Genomic DNA, 15,371 nt, shown 5'->3' with positions numbered 1-15,371 from the left:
TGACCGCTGACCGCTGACCGCTGACCGCTGACCGCTGACCGCTTACTTAAGCCTAATAGCCTTAGCTTCAATATCAATTAACCCTTGCTTAAACAAACCACCAATGGCTTTTTTATAATTCGCTTTACTGGTTGAGAAAACTTTTTTAATTGTTTCAGGATCTGATTTATCACCTAAAGCAATAACACCGCCTTCGGATTTTAATCTATCCATTATTTTCTCACCTAAGTCACTTACTTTAGCCATACCTGGTTTTTCAAGAATAACGTCAATTTTTCCGTCTTCACGTACTTTTTGAATGAATCCAGTTAAGCGTTGGCCAACAAACATGTTTTTAAACACCATGTTGTAAAATATAACGCCGTAATGTGCTTCTTCTATTAATACTTTATAGCCAATATCGGTTTTGCCAGCGACAATTAATTGTACTTCTTGCAGCGGCGCGTACTCAGGCTCCGTTTTATTGATAAAACGATTAAAGTTATTCGATGCACAAATACGGCCACTGGCGTTATCTAAATACAAACGTACTAAATAAGAATAGCCTTCTTGCATTCTTGGCTTTTGTTCGTTGAACGGTGCCAGTACATCTTTATCAAGCCCCCAATCTAAAAAAGCGCCAATGCTATTGATTTCTTTAACACGAAGTAGGGCGTATTCACCTACTTGAGCTAACGGCTTTTTAGTTGTTGCAGTGGCGAGATTAGCATTATCTAAAAAGATAAATACGCTGACACTGTCGCCAGCTTCTAGCTCATGTTTAATTTCACTGCTTGGTAAAAAAACTTCACCCAGATCATGACCATCAAGGTACGCGCCTTCGTTACTTACTTCGTTAACGAATAGGGTTTGGGTGGTTCCAAGGTAACTCATAATTATTCCTGTTCTGGCTTTTTACGACGGCGCATTGGTGCATCACCATCAATATTAAGAGGGGCTTTGATTGGCGCTTGTGGCTTTTTAGGTTTTGCTTTGCGTTTAGTCACAGCTTTTACTTTAGGCTTTACATTTTCTTGTGCTTTAGCCCATGTTGCATCAGGTTTTGGTTCGCGTAAACCTTTAAACTTACCTTTTAACCCTGCAACGGTATGAAACTCAAGTTCATCATTTAAGAATGATTTAATTGCTTTATAGCTTAACCAATCTTTAGGACCGACCAGTGAAATAGCGGTACCTTTAAAGCCAGCTCGACCAGTTCTACCAATACGATGCACATACTCTTCAGCGTGTTTAGGTAAATCAAAATTGATTACATGAGTTACGCTCAGTAAATCAAGACCACGAGAGGCAACATCGGTGGTTATTAAAATTTTAAAGTTTTCACGGCTAAAGCCGTCCATGATATCTAAACGTTTATTTTGGGCTAAATCACCTGCTAATGCTTGGGCTTTAAAACCTTTAGCATTAAGTGATTCGCTTAAACGGCTGGTATCTGTACGAGTCGCTGTAAATATAATGCATTGCCCGACCTCGTCTTGCTTTAAAAAATGCTCAAGTAGCGCTTCTTTATGATCAAGATGATCAGCTAAATATAAGCTTTGTTTAATATCTGAATGTTGTTCGTTAGCCGCACTAAGGGTAATTTGTTTTGGCTTTTTCAGTAAATTACGTGATAACGCATCGACTTGTGCATGATCCAGTGTCGCTGAAAACAATAATGTTTGGCGCAGGCGATGATCTGCTTGCTCGTTGATCATCTTTAACTGTGCAGTAAAACCTAAATCTAAAATACGGTCAGCTTCATCAAAAATAAGTAACTCAAGGCCACTTAATTGTAATGAACGCTGAGTTAAGTGATCGGCTAAACGACCCGGTGTAGCAATAACAAATTGCGGGTCGTTACGCAGTGCTTTAATTTGATCATTAAAGTTTTCACCGCCTAATATTTTCACCGCTTTAATATTAGTACCTGCAATTAGCAGGCGAAGTTGGGTAAATACTTGGGTCGCCAGTTCACGAGTAGGCGCCACAATAAGCACACGAGGATCACGTTTACTGAGCGCCTTTTGTTTCATAACCCGTTGAACAGCAGGTAATAAAAATGCCAAGGTTTTGCCCGACCCAGTTTTAGACTGGGCGAAAATGTCATGGCCTGCCAGTGCGGTGGGCACTGCATGGGCCTGAATATCAGTGGGCTGGGTGATCCCTTGATGCGCTAATTGTGTTTCAAGGCGAGTATCAATCCCAAGATCAGTAAAATGCAAAGTGTGTTTCTCCAAAATGATCAATTTGTTTGGGTATAAATAATTTCGCTATTATAGCGCAGTCCCGAGTGCGGCTAACAGTAAAAAGCCAATTATCACTGCTTTTTTTGCATTTAATTAGAAAAAGCGTAAAATACGCGCCCTCAATATGTATTATGCGCCGGATTTACGATTCGGTTACCGCCAATAACGGCTAAAGCAAAATAGGAATCACCATGACTGCTGTCCATAAAGACAATGTAACCAGCGAGCACTTTGTTGTATGTGCACTTTATAAGTTTGTTTCTTTACCTGAATACGAAGCCCTACGCCAACCATTGTTAGATGTGATGGAAGCCAATGAAGTACGTGGTACTTTACTCATTGCCGCAGAAGGTATCAACGGTACAGTTTCTGCCAAGCGTGAAGGCATTGACAACCTTTTAAGCTGGTTAGACAGCCAACCAAACCTTGATAACATTGTTAGCAAAGAATCATTTGATGATGAATGCCCGTTTTACCGTACTAAGGTAAAACTAAAAAAAGAAATCGTCACAATGGGTGTTGAAGGGATTGATCCGCTGAAAGTGGTTGGCAGTTATGTAAAACCACAAGATTGGAATGCATTGATCTCAGATCCTGAGGTTATTTTAGTTGATACCCGTAACGATTATGAAATCGAAATTGGTACTTTTCAAAACGCAGTAGATCCAAATACTAAAACATTCCGCGAGTTTCCGCAGTGGGCGAAAGAAAACCTCGATCCGAGCAAACATAAAAAAGTAGCTATGTTTTGTACAGGTGGTATTCGCTGTGAAAAATCAACTGCTTACATGAAAGAGCAAGGTTTTGAAGATGTGTACCATCTTGAAGGCGGTATTTTAAAATACCTAGAAGAAGTGCCAAAAGAAGAAACCATGTGGGAAGGTGAGTGCTTTGTATTTGATAATCGCGTAGCAGTCGATCACGACTTGCAAAAAGGCTCTTACGATCAATGTCATGCGTGTCGTATGCCAATCACTGAAGAAGAAAAACTCAAACCAGAGTACATGGAAGGTGTCTCGTGTCATCATTGTATTGATGATGTTACCGACGAACAACGTGAACGATTTGCTGAGCGTCAAAAGCAAATTGAATTAGCGCAAGCTCGTGGCGAAGGCCATATTGGCAACGAAGCACAAGCCGTTTTACAAAAGCGTAAAGAAGCTAAAAAAGCGCAAAAAGACGCACAGCGTAAAAAGTAATTTAGTAGAGCTATTACTATCGTTTTATAAAGCCTCAGCGTTGTCTGGGGCTTTTTTAAGGTAACCAAGATTGAATGAATTTTAATCATTAGGTTTTTATTGCACGATAACAGTCTCCATTCATAAGGTAAGATATTATGTTTCGAATCATCTCAATCTTTGCAGCTATGCTGCTTTCAACTAATTCTTTTGCTGCAAGTACAGCACAAGAGCTTTTTTCAACAATAAACTTGCGCTTGAGTTACATGGAAGATGTTGCGCTTTATAAGAGTAATAATAACCAAGCCATTGAAGATAAAGAGCGTGAGCTAATTGTTATTAACAATGCAAGTTTGTCAGCAGAAAAACAAGGCTTAAACAAAGAAAGTGTCCTCGCGTTTTTTCGTGCCCAAATATCTGCGGCTAAGGCTATACAATACAGATACCGCGCTGACTTGCTTAGTAAGCCAACAGATAAAGAGCCTAGAAATTTAGATACTGTTATCCGTCCTGCACTGATAAAGCTAGGGAAAGACATCAATATTGAACTTACACAGTATTTACGTCATGGAGGCGTTTTTTCACAGCAAGAATTTAAAGTTTTTGAACGCACACTAAATTCTCGATATTTAACACGAGCAGACAAAGAGATGTTATTTAACGCCTTGATTGAAATCAGGCTTCAATAATATAAATTTTTATACTAGCAGGTAAGCGTTAATCTGTAACAATGGGACAGGCACAAATTTTTAAAAATCATAGCTTTAAGCACAGTTATTACATCAGTGATTAAGCTATTAGTATTTTATGATTCGAGCAACAGCAACTTTATTGATTTAGTATTCAGATCCGGTTATTAGCATTGCGTTTTTCGCTGCGTGCGTCGTGCATTTTTATGTGGTGAAAACCTGTTTTAGGTAAATAATTGTGATAGGTGTCATCTTAAGTTCTAAATAAGCGTGTTAACACGGTGATGTTTTTATTAAATCACCATGTATACATGCCAACTTTAGATTAATGTTTTTAAATGCGCTTCGGCGGCATTGGTGAGCTGTTCTGGTGTCATATCTTTGGCGTTATCTACAGCAATAGTGCATTGCTCTAGTGTGTACACATCTTTTTTATACATAAAAATCAGCGGCTCACAACCGTCCTCTTTAGCTTTTGCTGATGTCCAATAAACGGCTGAAAATTCAACATTGCCATGTTCGTAAGACTCAACGCTAACTTCTCCGCTGTGATCGAATTGTAGTTGTTTAGAAAGCTGTTCACTAATGTTGATCAGGTTGACCAAAAATACGGCTTCTTGGTGTGTAATACCATGTATATCGGTAAATTTTTGCTTAAACATAATTGTCCTTTTAAATATAAACTAGCAGGGGCGACCCTAATAAAAACTATTGTTGCATACTATACCTGTTTGCCCACTTACTCAAAAGTACTTAGCAATAAATTAGATATTTTGGACCACTTTCAGGGTTTATTAATCCGTAAATTCAACAATTTTTAGTTCTAAAAGCTCAAACTATCATTATGAGTAAATTTAAGACAATACCTTATTCTGACCAATTAGGCTGTTTATGTATAGGGTCTTTATAGCTAGTTAGCCTCTTAGTATTAAATACACGGCTATAGTTACTTTCCCCTATAAAGGTATTTCAACGTATTGTTTTGACAGTTAATCGAACTAGACTTTTTATTGATCAAAACACTGTTACACTGCGTACCATAATGGAAATAATAATTAATTAGGTGATCTTTTTGAAATTACGAGTTCTTTTAGTCAGTGTTTTTATTACTTGTTCAGCGGTAATGCCATCGGCATTTGCTGCTAACGTAATTGTTGAACCTGTTGCGATGGAACGTGCAAAAGAGCAAGTTCAAGCGGTTGGTAATGCTGAAGCGATTCGCTCTGTTATCCTCTATCCTGCAGTGGGGGATAAAGTGACGGCTGTGCATTTTAAACCCGGTGATCAGGTAACCGCAGGTACTATTTTGTTAGAGCTCGATTCGCGCAGACAAAAAGCGGCGCTTAATGAAGCGAAAATAAAGCTTGCAGATAGTGAACGAATACAAACACGTTTACAGCAAAGTCATGCTAAAGGCGCGGTGCCAAAAAGCGATCTAGATGATGCAAAAACTGTGTATGAGTTAGCTAAGGTTGCGGTGACTAAAGCCGAAACCGAATTAGAAGATCGCCAAGTACGAGCGCCTTTTAGTGGCACCATGGGGTTAACGGATGTCGAAGTTGGCGATCGAATTACCACTCAAACAGCCATCGCCAGTATTGATGATACTCGTTCGTTATACATTAATTTTAATGCACCAGAGTCAGCTATTTCAATGCTCAGAACTAGCGGTAACGTGACTGTGATGCCGTGGCAAGGAAGCGATGCGATAAATGCGCAAGTCGCTTATCTTGACTCACGCATTGATCCACAAACACGTACGCTGCGTGTCAAAGCAAAACTGGATAATGCACAAGCACAATTTTTACCGGGTATGAGTTTTAGAGTACATATTGAGGTATTAGGGCAGAGTTTAGCTGCAGTGCCTGAAGCTGCGCTTTTATGGGGGGCAACCGGCCCCTATGTATGGAAAAGTGTTGAGCAAAAGGCAACTCGAGTTGATGTTAAAATCCAGCAACGTTTAGCGGGTCGTTTGCTCGTATCTGGGCCTTTAAACGAAGGCGATATTTTGGTAGTTGAAGGCGTACAACGTTTACGCCCAGCGCAAGAGCTTAATTATATCAAGCCGCTTGCAGCAGCGCAGGAGTAGGTATGAAACAACAACCTATGATGCAAGATCTCCCTTCAATGGCCATTCGCCGCCCAGTGCTTATTGTAGTACTTAATTTACTGATCATTATTGCGGGTATTGCAGCCATTGCTGGGGTTGAAGTTCGTGAACTGCCTGATGTTGATACGCCAAGGATCACGGTGTCGGCTTCATTTCCTGGGGGCTCTCCAGAGACTGTTGATACCGAAGTAACCAGTAAACTTGAAGGGGCGGTAGCCCGCGTAAGTGGTGTAAAAACTATTCGCGCACAAAGTGAAGAAGGCAATGCACGGATTGTTGTTGAGTTTCGTGCTGGTGTTGACCTTGATGATGCTGCGAATGAAACCCGTGAGTCGGTAGCACGTGTACAACGGGAGTTGCCAGAAGAAGTTGAGCGCGTTTCTATTATCAAGGCTGATAATGATGCTGAGGCGGTGGTATCGCTAACCGTATCAAGCGATACCATAGCCCTTGAAGCGTTGACTGAACTGGTTGAGGTTGATTTAGCACCGCAGTTTTTAACCATTCCAGGTGTGGCCGATGTACGTTTAAATGGTGACCGAAAACGTGTTTTACGGGTGCGTCTTGATCCACTTAAATTAACCAGTTTTAATTTAACCGTTCCTGATGTAGCCCAAGTACTGCGCCAAGCGCCATTTGACGTACCTGCCGGTAGTTTGAAATCGACGGATCAACAAATTATAGTGCGCGCAGATGCAACCTCAATTACCGCTGAGCAAGTGGCCGATATTATTATTCGTGATGGTACGCGTATTGGTGATATTGCGGCGGTGTATTTTGGTCCTGCGGATCCTCGCTCTATGGTGCGCTTAAACGGCCAGCCAGTGATTGGCATGGAAGTTATACGTCAAGCACAGTCAAATACCATTGAAATATCTGACGAAGTATTAAGTTTATTAGCAAAAATGCAAACGCGTTTTCCGGAGCTGAAATTTACTTTAACTTCTGATGATGCCCAATTTATCAGGAGCTCAGTTGATGAGGTGATTTACTCACTGGTGTTAACTGTGCTGCTGGTGATCATTACATTATGGGTATTTATCGGCTCTTGGCGCGCGACTTTAGTGCCTGCATTTGCAATTCCTGTTGCCTTGGTTGGTTCATTAGCGTTGATATGGGCACTGGGTTTTTCAATCAATATACTTACTTTGCTGGCATTAGTGTTAGCAACGGGGTTGATTGTTGATGATGCGATTGTGGTCAGCGAAAACATTCAACGTCAACGCGGTTTAGGCCTTGGCCGCCGTGCTGCTGCGGTAATTGGCACGCGAGAAGTGTTTTTTGCTGTTGTCGCAACGACAGCGGTGTTAGCGGCGGTATTTGTTCCTATCGCATTTTTACCCTCAACAGCAGGGCGATTATTTAGAGAGTTTGGTGGGGTACTTGCGGGAGCGGTGATCATTTCAAGCTTTGTAGCGCTTTCATTAGTGCCAGCGCTCACCTCAAAGCTAAAACTCAAACAAGGTGGTAAACACCCATTTGCTAAAATAGGTCATTGGCTTGCTAATATTTATACTAAAACCATTCATTGGGTGCTTGATCATGCGTGGCTTACGTTTATAGCTAGTATATTAGTCGCTGCGGGTTCGGGGGCTTTGTATCTCAATTTAGATAATGAATTACTGCCTTCAGAAGATCGCGGAAAAATACGTATCTTTGCTCGGGGCCCTGACGGTGTTGGTTTGAATTTTATGGACCGTCAAGCAATGCAAATGGAAGATATTTTGCTGCCGTATGTGCAAAGCGGCGAAATTGAATCTATTTATACTGTTGTAGGGCAGTGGGATCCAAATATTGTGTTTATTACCGTGCCTTTAAAACACTGGGATGAGCGTCATTTTTCACAGCAAGAGATCATTAATAAAATTCGAGGTCCGCTGGGTAATATTCCTGGGGCGGCAGGTTATCCGTCTGGGTCAAATAGTTTAAATTTACGCGGTCAAGGTGGCGGTATTGAGCTGGCACTATTAGGGCAAGATTACCTGCAGATTTATAAGGCCGCACAAGATTTTGCTGCCCAGGTTGAGCAGACTATCCCGTCGATTGACAACGTGCGTATTTCATATCAGCCATCACAGCCGCAATTGCGCGTTAATATTGATAGACGTCGTGCAGAGGAATTAGGAGTGTCACTGAGTGATATATCAATCACCTTGCGTGCTGCGATAAATGGCGATGATATTGCAGATTTAAATATTGGTGACCAATCGGTACCGATTATTCTGCAAGCACAAAATCAAACCATTAAAGATCCCAGTGATCTCGCTAATTTATATATCAGTGCAAATAACGGTCAGTTAGTACCACTGAGTAGCGTTGCAACCATTACAGAAGAAGGTGTTGCCGCCGAGCTTGAACGCCACGCACAGCGTCGTGCTATCGAGCTTGATATGGAACTGCCGGCGGACATGAGTATTGCACAGCTGGTATCGCAATTACGTGATATTTCAGAGCAAACGCTACCAAGTGGCATTAGCTTGGCATTTAAAGGTGAAGCTTTAACCTTTGAAGAAACTTCTAATGAAGTATTTATCACTTACATACTGGCATTTTTAATCGTATTTTTAGTATTAGCCGCACAGTTTGAAAATGTTAATAGTGCTGTGGTGGTGATGGTAACAGTACCGTTTGGTATTACATCAGCAATTTTAGCGCTGTATTTAACTGGTACTTCGTTAAATATTTACTCGCAAATAGGTTTGGTGATGTTAATTGGCTTAATCGCGAAAAACGCGATTTTGTTAGTTGAATTTGCTGACCAATTGCGCGACCAAGGTTTAACAGTTCGTAAAGCTGTAGAGCAAGCAGCATTAGTACGTTTAAGACCAATTACTATGACCTTGATATCAACCTTACTAGGTGCACTGCCGCTGATATTATCAACCGGAGCGGGGGCTGAGGCACGTAATGCGATTGGCTGGGTCGTGTTTGGTGGCTTGTCTTTAGCGGTGCTATTTACGTTGTATTTAACACCGGTAATTTACTTGGGCTTAGCGCGCTTTACTACCCCCCGTGGTGATGAAAGTAAGCAACTTGCGCAGGAGCTTGATAAGGTAGAGTAAATCACAATTAAAATAGCCTAATTAACTATTTATCTTTGAAAAATAAGTTAATTAGGCTCACACTTGGGAAAGCTATCCCCAACAGGTTTTTTTTATGCAAGCCGAACAAGTAGAAATCGCGCAGTTTTTAGCACAACACCCGCCTTTTGACAGCCTACCGAGTAAAGCAATCAATGAGCTCGCGCAACAGGTTGAAGTCGCCTACTTTAGAGCGCACACCGATATTTTATTATTTGGTCAAGATATCGCCGATCTTTATGTGATCAGAAGCGGCTCTGTTGAAATGTATCGACGTAATGGGGAACTGGATAATCGTTTAACCACTGCCGGTATATTTGGGCAGATGGGTTTACTGATGAATCGCAAGGTTCGCTTTCCAGCTAAAGCACTTGAAGATACGCTAGTGTATTGCATTAATGTTGAACTATTTAACCGCTATTGCGACGAATTTGATTCATTTGCTGACTATTTTGAAACGGATGGTAATGTTCGTTTACATCAGGCAATTGTTGAACAAGCCGATGGTAATGATTTAACCACGGCAAAAGTAAAATCGCTGATCCACCGTGATGTGGTAACAGTTAATACTGATTCGACGGTGCAACAAGTTGCCCAGCTTATGACTGATGAATCGGTGTCATCGGTTTTAGTGACTGATAGTACTAAACCTATTAACGACGACCCAGAGGAAGATGATGGTCAAGTTGTTGGTATTATCACAGACAAAGATTTACGTACCAAAGTCATTGCTCATGGGCTGGCATTTGACACACCCGCGCATACAATAATGTCTACAAACTTGGTTTTATTAGATGCCAATGCCTATGTTTTCGAAGCTGTACTTGCGATGCTACGTGATAACTTACATCACTTACCGGTGGTGCAAAAACGCCGTCCAATTGGGGTTATTTCTCTTTCTGATATTTTACGCTATGAATCACAAAGCAGCTTGCTATTGGTACGTGGAATACTTGCGCAGCAATCGATTGAAGATTTAACCCACTATGCACGCCAGCTGCCGAATGTGTTTGTACGGATGGTAAATGAAGATGCAAACTCGCATATGATTGGCACGGCAATGGCTGTGATTGGCCGCACTTTTAAACAAAGGTTACTGGTATTAGCCGAAGAAAAGTATGGGCCGCCGCCGGTTGCATACTGTTTTATCGCATTAGGTTCAATGGCGCGGGATGAGCAACTCATTGTTACTGATCAAGATAACGCGCTCATTCTAGATGATGATTATGATGATGAACTTCATGATACGTATTTTCAAAATATTGCCGATTTTGTTTGTGATGGTTTAGCTCAATGCGGTTATACCTATTGTGATGGCGAAATAATGGCGTCATTTAAAAAATGGCGAAAAACACGTGCACAATGGTTTGAGCAATTTGCTCAGTGGATAGAGCTGCCTAAACCGCAAGCCTTACTAAATAGCTCCATATTTTTTGATTTAGACGGGGTGTGGGGTAAAACCAAATGGGCCGATGAGCTTAAAATATTTATTGCCAAACAAAGTAAAGTTAATCGCGTATTTTTAGCTAATATGGCTGCAAATGCTCGCAACAGAACCCCACCATTGGGGTTTTTTAAAGGCTTTGTTATGGAGCACAACGGTCAGCATAAACGTTCTATGAATTTAAAGCGCAGAGGCACAGCGCCGCTTTCAGATGTTATTCGTGTTCACGCATTGGCGGTTGGATCACGTAAGCAAAACTCGTTCGAACGCTTAGAAGATATTATTGAAGCCAAGCTCCTACCGCAAGGCAAAGCACAAGATTTGCGAGATGCGCTAGAATATATTGCCATGATGCGGATCCGTCACCAAGCATGGCAAATTGAACAAGGGGAAGAACCCGACAACGATTTAGACCCTCATTTATTATCGCCTTTTGAGCAGCGTAACTTAAAAGAAGCTTTTGCAATTTTAGAAAAAGCACAAAGCTATTTGAAATTTAGTTACTCAGCAAACTCTGGGGTGAAGTAATTTATGGCTTTCAAAAAGCAAGCAATGATTGACTGGGCAACACGCTATAAAAATTTATTAAGCGGCGCTCAAAATGACACTATCAAACGTTTTTATGGAGCTGCTTTTAGCGATAAATTCGCAGCAATTAAAGATGTGCCATTTGTTGCAATGGACTTTGAAACAACCGGTTTAGATAGCACTAGTGATGATATTGTCAGCGTTGGTTTAATTCCTTTTAATTTACAGCGTATATATTGCAAAGATAGTCGCCATTGGGTGGTGCGCCCTAGGCGTAATTTCAACGAGGGATCCATTGTAATACATGGCATAACGCATTCAGAAATTGACGATGCCCCGGATTTTAATCATATTATTGAGCCATTATTGCAAGCACTCAGTGGTAAAGTGGTTGTTGTACACTATGGCGCGATTGAGCGGCACTTCTTAAATACTGCACTGTTACTTAGGCTTAACGAGGGGATCAACTTTGCTTTGGTTGATACCATGGAAATTGAACGAAAAGCCTTAAAAGCCAGGCAGGGTTTGCTAGGTTGGTTATTTAATTCTAAGTTAGGATCGCTTAGATTAGGTGATTGTCGCCAGCGCTATTCGTTACCTGTGTATAAAAACCATAACGCTTTAACTGACGCTTTAGCAACGGCTGAACTGTTACAAGCACAATTGAGTCACCATTACCGAGAAGATACACCGATCTCGCAATTATGGAGTTAAAAATTTCTTAACCTGAACTTTGGCTAACAAGCTTAAATAAAAAAACGCCGCAAATTTGCGGCGTTTGTGGTTTTATATAGCGTTTATTTAGCCGGTAACGGCTCAGTTCTCAGACCTAAAATAAGGCTTAAACACATAAACAGCAAGACGATTGTAAATGGTAAGCCGGTAGAGACCGCACCTGCTTGCAGTGCTTCGATTGCTTGTGTACCACCAATCCACAGTAGCGCGGCTGCGATAGCACCTTCAATAGATGCCCAAAATATGCGTTGTGGTACTGGCGCATCAATTTTCCCGCCAGCAGTGATGGAGTCTATTACTAATGACCCTGAATCAGATGAAGTGATAAAAAACACTAAAACTAATAGCACAGCAATTACAGACAAAATATTAGACATAGGTAATTCATCTAGCATTTGAAACATAGCCATAGGGACATCGGTTAAACCATTTAAACCAAGTGCGCCAACACCATTGACTACTTGATCAATTGCAATACCGCCGTAAATTGACATCCATAAAACTGTAACCAATGTTGGAATAAGTAATACCGCAATCAAAAATTCACGAATAGTACGACCGCGTGATACGCGAGCGATAAACATGCCTACAAACGGTGACCACGAAATCCACCAAGCCCAGTAAAATACAGTCCAGCCATGCATCCATGTTTCGTCTTCACGGCCATGTGGATTACTTAATGGAATGATATTTTCTACATAACCCATAAAGGTGGTAGGAATATTACCCATCGCAACAGCAAAGCCAACTAAGCAAACAAATACCAATAGGGCAAAAGCAATTAGCATGTTGATATTACTAAGGAGTTTTACACCGCCATCAATGCCGCGCACAACGGAAATAATAGCCAGTAGGGTAACGCCAACAATAACGAGTATTTGTGAGCCAATGCCACCTTCGAGACCAAACACGTGGTTTATCCCCGCAGACGCTTGCTGAGCGCCTAACCCCAATGATGTTGCCAAGCCAAATAAAGTTGCCAGTACTGCTAAAATATCAATGATATGACCAGGCCAGCCCCATGCTTTATCGCCCAATATAGGGTAAAAAATTGACCGGATAGACAGTGGTAAACCTTTGTTATATGTAAAGAATGATAGTGATAAGCCAACTACAGCATAAATAGCCCAAGGGTGCAGGCCCCAATGGAACATAGTTGCCCCCATTGCCAGTTTTGCAGCTTCTGGGGTGTTGGCTGTTACATTCAGTGGTGTTTCATACCAACCAGTAAAATATGCAACCGGTTCAGCTACCCCCCAAAACATTAAGCCAATACCCATGCCTGCGGCGAATAACATAGCGAGCCATGAAACACGAGTATATGAAGGCTTAGCATCACTGCCTCCTAAACGGATCTTTCCGTAAGGAGAAACAATCAGTGCTAAACAAAAAATAACGAAGAAGTTTGCAGCCCACATAAACAAGGCATCAAAATTATTAATTATATCGAGTTTCACACCATCAAGTGCTGCTTTTGCAGTTTGTGGATCGGTAGCGAGAATGGCGATTAAAAAGATGACAATCAGGCCCGCACTGATGCCAAAAACAGGGTTGTGTATATCAAATCCCCATTTTTGCACGTTATCCTGACCTACGGTGTAATCCGTATTGTCGATACTATATTTGTCATGATTTTCGCTCATGCAATACCTCTTTTGTTGTCCTAACAAGCTGCTTGTTACCAGCAACATACCTAATTTAATTAGTCTAAGTAACTTGAAGCTTCGGATAATAAATCACTACGTTAGTAAATTTTTAAAGCAAAGTTCAGGTTAGGTAATAATTGATACTTTAATTTATTTGAAGACTAACTAATTTAAAAGATGATCATACAGCTACTAGTGTATGAGTTAAATACCAAATGTAAATGATTTTGTTGTTAAATAGCGGCTTATATGGCCATTGTAACCATTTTTATGTTTTTATATAAAAGTACATAATTCGCAAAAGGTCAAAAATTAGTTTGATTGTTAAAGTAATCGCGGCTGTTTTTTGTGGTTAATTGAGCTATTATTTTTTGTAGTTGTAAAAGGCAGTTGCACGAGATTGACGTTTTATAGTCGCAGTAATGAAAGCGTAATATGAATATGATTTAACATTAGATGAGCTATATCATTGATCAGTAGCGATAAGGAATTTAGTCATTACTATGAGTAACCATGGCAAAGAGAACACTAAAAACACGGCTGATGAGCATCAATTAGCTCAGCATTATCATCGCGTTCGACACCACAGCGTGACGTTAATAAACTCGTTATCAGCAGAAGACTGCCAATTACAAGCTATGGCAGATGTAAGCCCTAGTAAATGGCACCTTGCGCACACAACGTGGTTCTTTGAAACTTTTTTGCTAATTGCACATAGCTCTCACTACACAGTATTTAATCCTAAATTTAAAACTTTATTTAACTCATATTATAACGGTATAGGTGAACAATTTAAGCGTGCCTGCAGAGGGAGTTTATCGCGGCCTAGTTTAGATGACGTGATTACCTATAGAGAATATGTTGACCGGGCGGTGATTGAATTACTGAGTGCACCGTGTAGCGAGTCAATAAAGCAAGTTATTGAATTAGGACTTAACCATGAACAACAGCACCAAGAACTAATGCTGATGGACATTCAATATAACTTTTCAGTTAATCCGTTGTTTCCTGCTTATTGTGACACTAACAATATCCGTATAGAAAATCCTGTTACGCAAGCCAGTCCTCTTAGCTTTGTGGCATTCTCAAAGCATACTGCACATATTGGTGCAACTGAGCAAACGTTCAGCTACGACAATGAACGGCCAACTCATCAAGTGCTTATTCAGCCATTTAAATTTGCTAACCGGTTAACTACCAATGGTGAGTATTTAGCGTTTATACAAGACGGTGGTTATCAAAATCCAGAGCATTGGCTCAGTGACGGTTGGGCGCAGATAAATAATGCTCGGCAAACTGCGCCACTCTATTGGCATAAAGTAAATAATGAGTGGTTTGAATTTACATTAGCTGGATTACAGCCTTTGGCGCTAAATGAGCCGCTAAGCCATGTTACCTTTTACGAAGCAAACGCTTTTGCACATTACTCACAAGCACGCCTCCCAACCGAATTTGAATGGGAAAGCGTTGCTAACAGTAATGCGGCGCAAACTATCACCCAGCTGACCGACAACTGTTGGCAGTGGACAAACAGTGCCTATTTACCGTACCCAGGCTTTAAGCCAATAGCAGGCGTGGCAGGGGAATACAATGGTAAATTTATGGCGAACCAAATGGTACTGCGCGGTGGCTGTAAACTTACCCCACAAAATCATTTAAGACTAACTTATCGCAATTTCTATTACCCACACCAAGCGTGGATGCGCAGTGGTATTAGACTCGCTAAGGATTGA

The 15,371-nt window shown here is 41.0% G+C and carries 11 protein-coding genes; 7 read left to right on the top strand and 4 right to left on the bottom strand.

Going from position 1 to position 15,371, the window contains the following annotated elements:
• Positions 1-42: 42 nt before the first annotated feature.
• Positions 43-873 carry a S1 RNA-binding domain-containing protein gene (locus H5158_RS12515; protein ID WP_182719011.1) on the bottom strand — a complete coding sequence of 277 codons (831 nt, stop codon included), beginning with the start codon at positions 871-873 and terminating at the stop codon, positions 43-45.
• Positions 874-875: 2 nt separating this feature from the next.
• On the bottom strand, positions 876-2,204 hold the full coding sequence (locus H5158_RS12510; RefSeq protein WP_145233234.1) for a DEAD/DEAH box helicase: 1,329 nt from the start codon (positions 2,202-2,204) through the stop codon (positions 876-878).
• Between the two features lie 215 nt (positions 2,205-2,419).
• Between H5158_RS12510 and H5158_RS12505 the strand changes: the two genes are divergently transcribed.
• Positions 2,420-3,427 carry a rhodanese-related sulfurtransferase gene (locus H5158_RS12505; RefSeq protein ID WP_149982481.1) on the top strand — a complete coding sequence of 336 codons (1,008 nt, stop codon included), beginning with the start codon at positions 2,420-2,422 and terminating at the stop codon, positions 3,425-3,427.
• Positions 3,428-3,564: 137 nt separating this feature from the next.
• Positions 3,565-4,095, top strand: coding sequence for a gamma subclass chorismate mutase AroQ (gene aroQ / locus H5158_RS12500; RefSeq protein WP_149982480.1), 531 nt, complete (start codon positions 3,565-3,567; stop codon positions 4,093-4,095).
• A 320-nt stretch (positions 4,096-4,415) separates the two neighbouring features.
• Here aroQ and H5158_RS12495 read toward each other — a convergent pair whose 3' ends face one another.
• Complete coding sequence (locus tag H5158_RS12495; protein ID WP_149982479.1) at positions 4,416-4,757, bottom strand: hypothetical protein; 342 nt, start codon at positions 4,755-4,757, stop codon at positions 4,416-4,418.
• Between the two features lie 410 nt (positions 4,758-5,167).
• Between H5158_RS12495 and H5158_RS12490 the strand changes: the two genes are divergently transcribed.
• The 4 genes from H5158_RS12490 to H5158_RS12475 all read left to right on the top strand — a co-directional run bounded on the left by H5158_RS12490 (position 5,168) and on the right by H5158_RS12475 (position 11,971).
• Positions 5,168-6,184: an efflux RND transporter periplasmic adaptor subunit gene (locus H5158_RS12490; protein ID WP_182740129.1), complete on the top strand. Its 1,017-nt coding sequence runs from the start codon at positions 5,168-5,170 to the stop codon at positions 6,182-6,184.
• A 2-nt stretch (positions 6,185-6,186) separates the two neighbouring features.
• Positions 6,187-9,267 carry an efflux RND transporter permease subunit gene (locus tag H5158_RS12485; RefSeq protein ID WP_182719009.1) on the top strand — a complete coding sequence of 1,027 codons (3,081 nt, stop codon included), beginning with the start codon at positions 6,187-6,189 and terminating at the stop codon, positions 9,265-9,267.
• 94 nt (positions 9,268-9,361) lie between these two features.
• Entirely contained in the window at positions 9,362-11,257 is a 1,896-nt protein-coding gene (locus H5158_RS12480) for a DUF294 nucleotidyltransferase-like domain-containing protein (protein WP_145233241.1), read from the top strand.
• Between the two features lie 3 nt (positions 11,258-11,260).
• On the top strand, positions 11,261-11,971 hold the full coding sequence (locus tag H5158_RS12475) for a 3'-5' exonuclease (protein WP_145233243.1): 711 nt from the start codon (positions 11,261-11,263) through the stop codon (positions 11,969-11,971).
• A gap of 83 nt (positions 11,972-12,054) precedes the next feature.
• Here H5158_RS12475 and H5158_RS12470 read toward each other — a convergent pair whose 3' ends face one another.
• A complete protein-coding gene (locus H5158_RS12470; RefSeq protein ID WP_145233245.1) occupies positions 12,055-13,635 on the bottom strand; it encodes a BCCT family transporter in 1,581 nt (526 codons plus the stop codon).
• A 506-nt stretch (positions 13,636-14,141) separates the two neighbouring features.
• Between H5158_RS12470 and egtB the strand changes: the two genes are divergently transcribed.
• The gene (gene egtB / locus H5158_RS12465; protein WP_182740128.1) at positions 14,142-15,371 is read left to right on the top strand and encodes an ergothioneine biosynthesis protein EgtB; all 1,230 of its coding nucleotides are present in this window, start codon (positions 14,142-14,144) and stop codon (positions 15,369-15,371) included.

It is taken from the genome of Pseudoalteromonas sp. SR45-6, from assembly GCF_014163545.1.
Classification (GTDB): domain Bacteria; phylum Pseudomonadota; class Gammaproteobacteria; order Enterobacterales; family Alteromonadaceae; genus Pseudoalteromonas; species Pseudoalteromonas rhizosphaerae.
Note: the sequence above shows the minus strand (reverse complement) of the source record. Positions and strands in the feature narration are given on the sequence as shown.

What these genes read in the sequence shown, in the direction of transcription:
- aroQ (WP_149982480.1), top strand. Translation starts at nt 3,565, where the DNA reads ATGTTTCGAATCATCTCAATCTTTGCAGCTATGCTGCTTTCAACTAAT.
- H5158_RS12475 (WP_145233243.1), top strand. Translation starts at nt 11,261, where the DNA reads ATGGCTTTCAAAAAGCAAGCAATGATTGACTGGGCAACACGCTATAAA.
- H5158_RS12470 (WP_145233245.1), bottom strand. Translation starts at nt 13,635, where the DNA reads ATGAGCGAAAATCATGACAAATATAGTATCGACAATACGGATTACACC.
- H5158_RS12505 (WP_149982481.1), top strand. Translation starts at nt 2,420, where the DNA reads ATGACTGCTGTCCATAAAGACAATGTAACCAGCGAGCACTTTGTTGTA.
- H5158_RS12495 (WP_149982479.1), bottom strand. Translation starts at nt 4,757, where the DNA reads ATGTTTAAGCAAAAATTTACCGATATACATGGTATTACACACCAAGAA.
- egtB (WP_182740128.1), top strand. Translation starts at nt 14,142, where the DNA reads ATGAGTAACCATGGCAAAGAGAACACTAAAAACACGGCTGATGAGCAT.
- H5158_RS12485 (WP_182719009.1), top strand. Translation starts at nt 6,187, where the DNA reads ATGAAACAACAACCTATGATGCAAGATCTCCCTTCAATGGCCATTCGC.
- H5158_RS12515 (WP_182719011.1), bottom strand. Translation starts at nt 873, where the DNA reads ATGAGTTACCTTGGAACCACCCAAACCCTATTCGTTAACGAAGTAAGT.
- H5158_RS12480 (WP_145233241.1), top strand. Translation starts at nt 9,362, where the DNA reads ATGCAAGCCGAACAAGTAGAAATCGCGCAGTTTTTAGCACAACACCCG.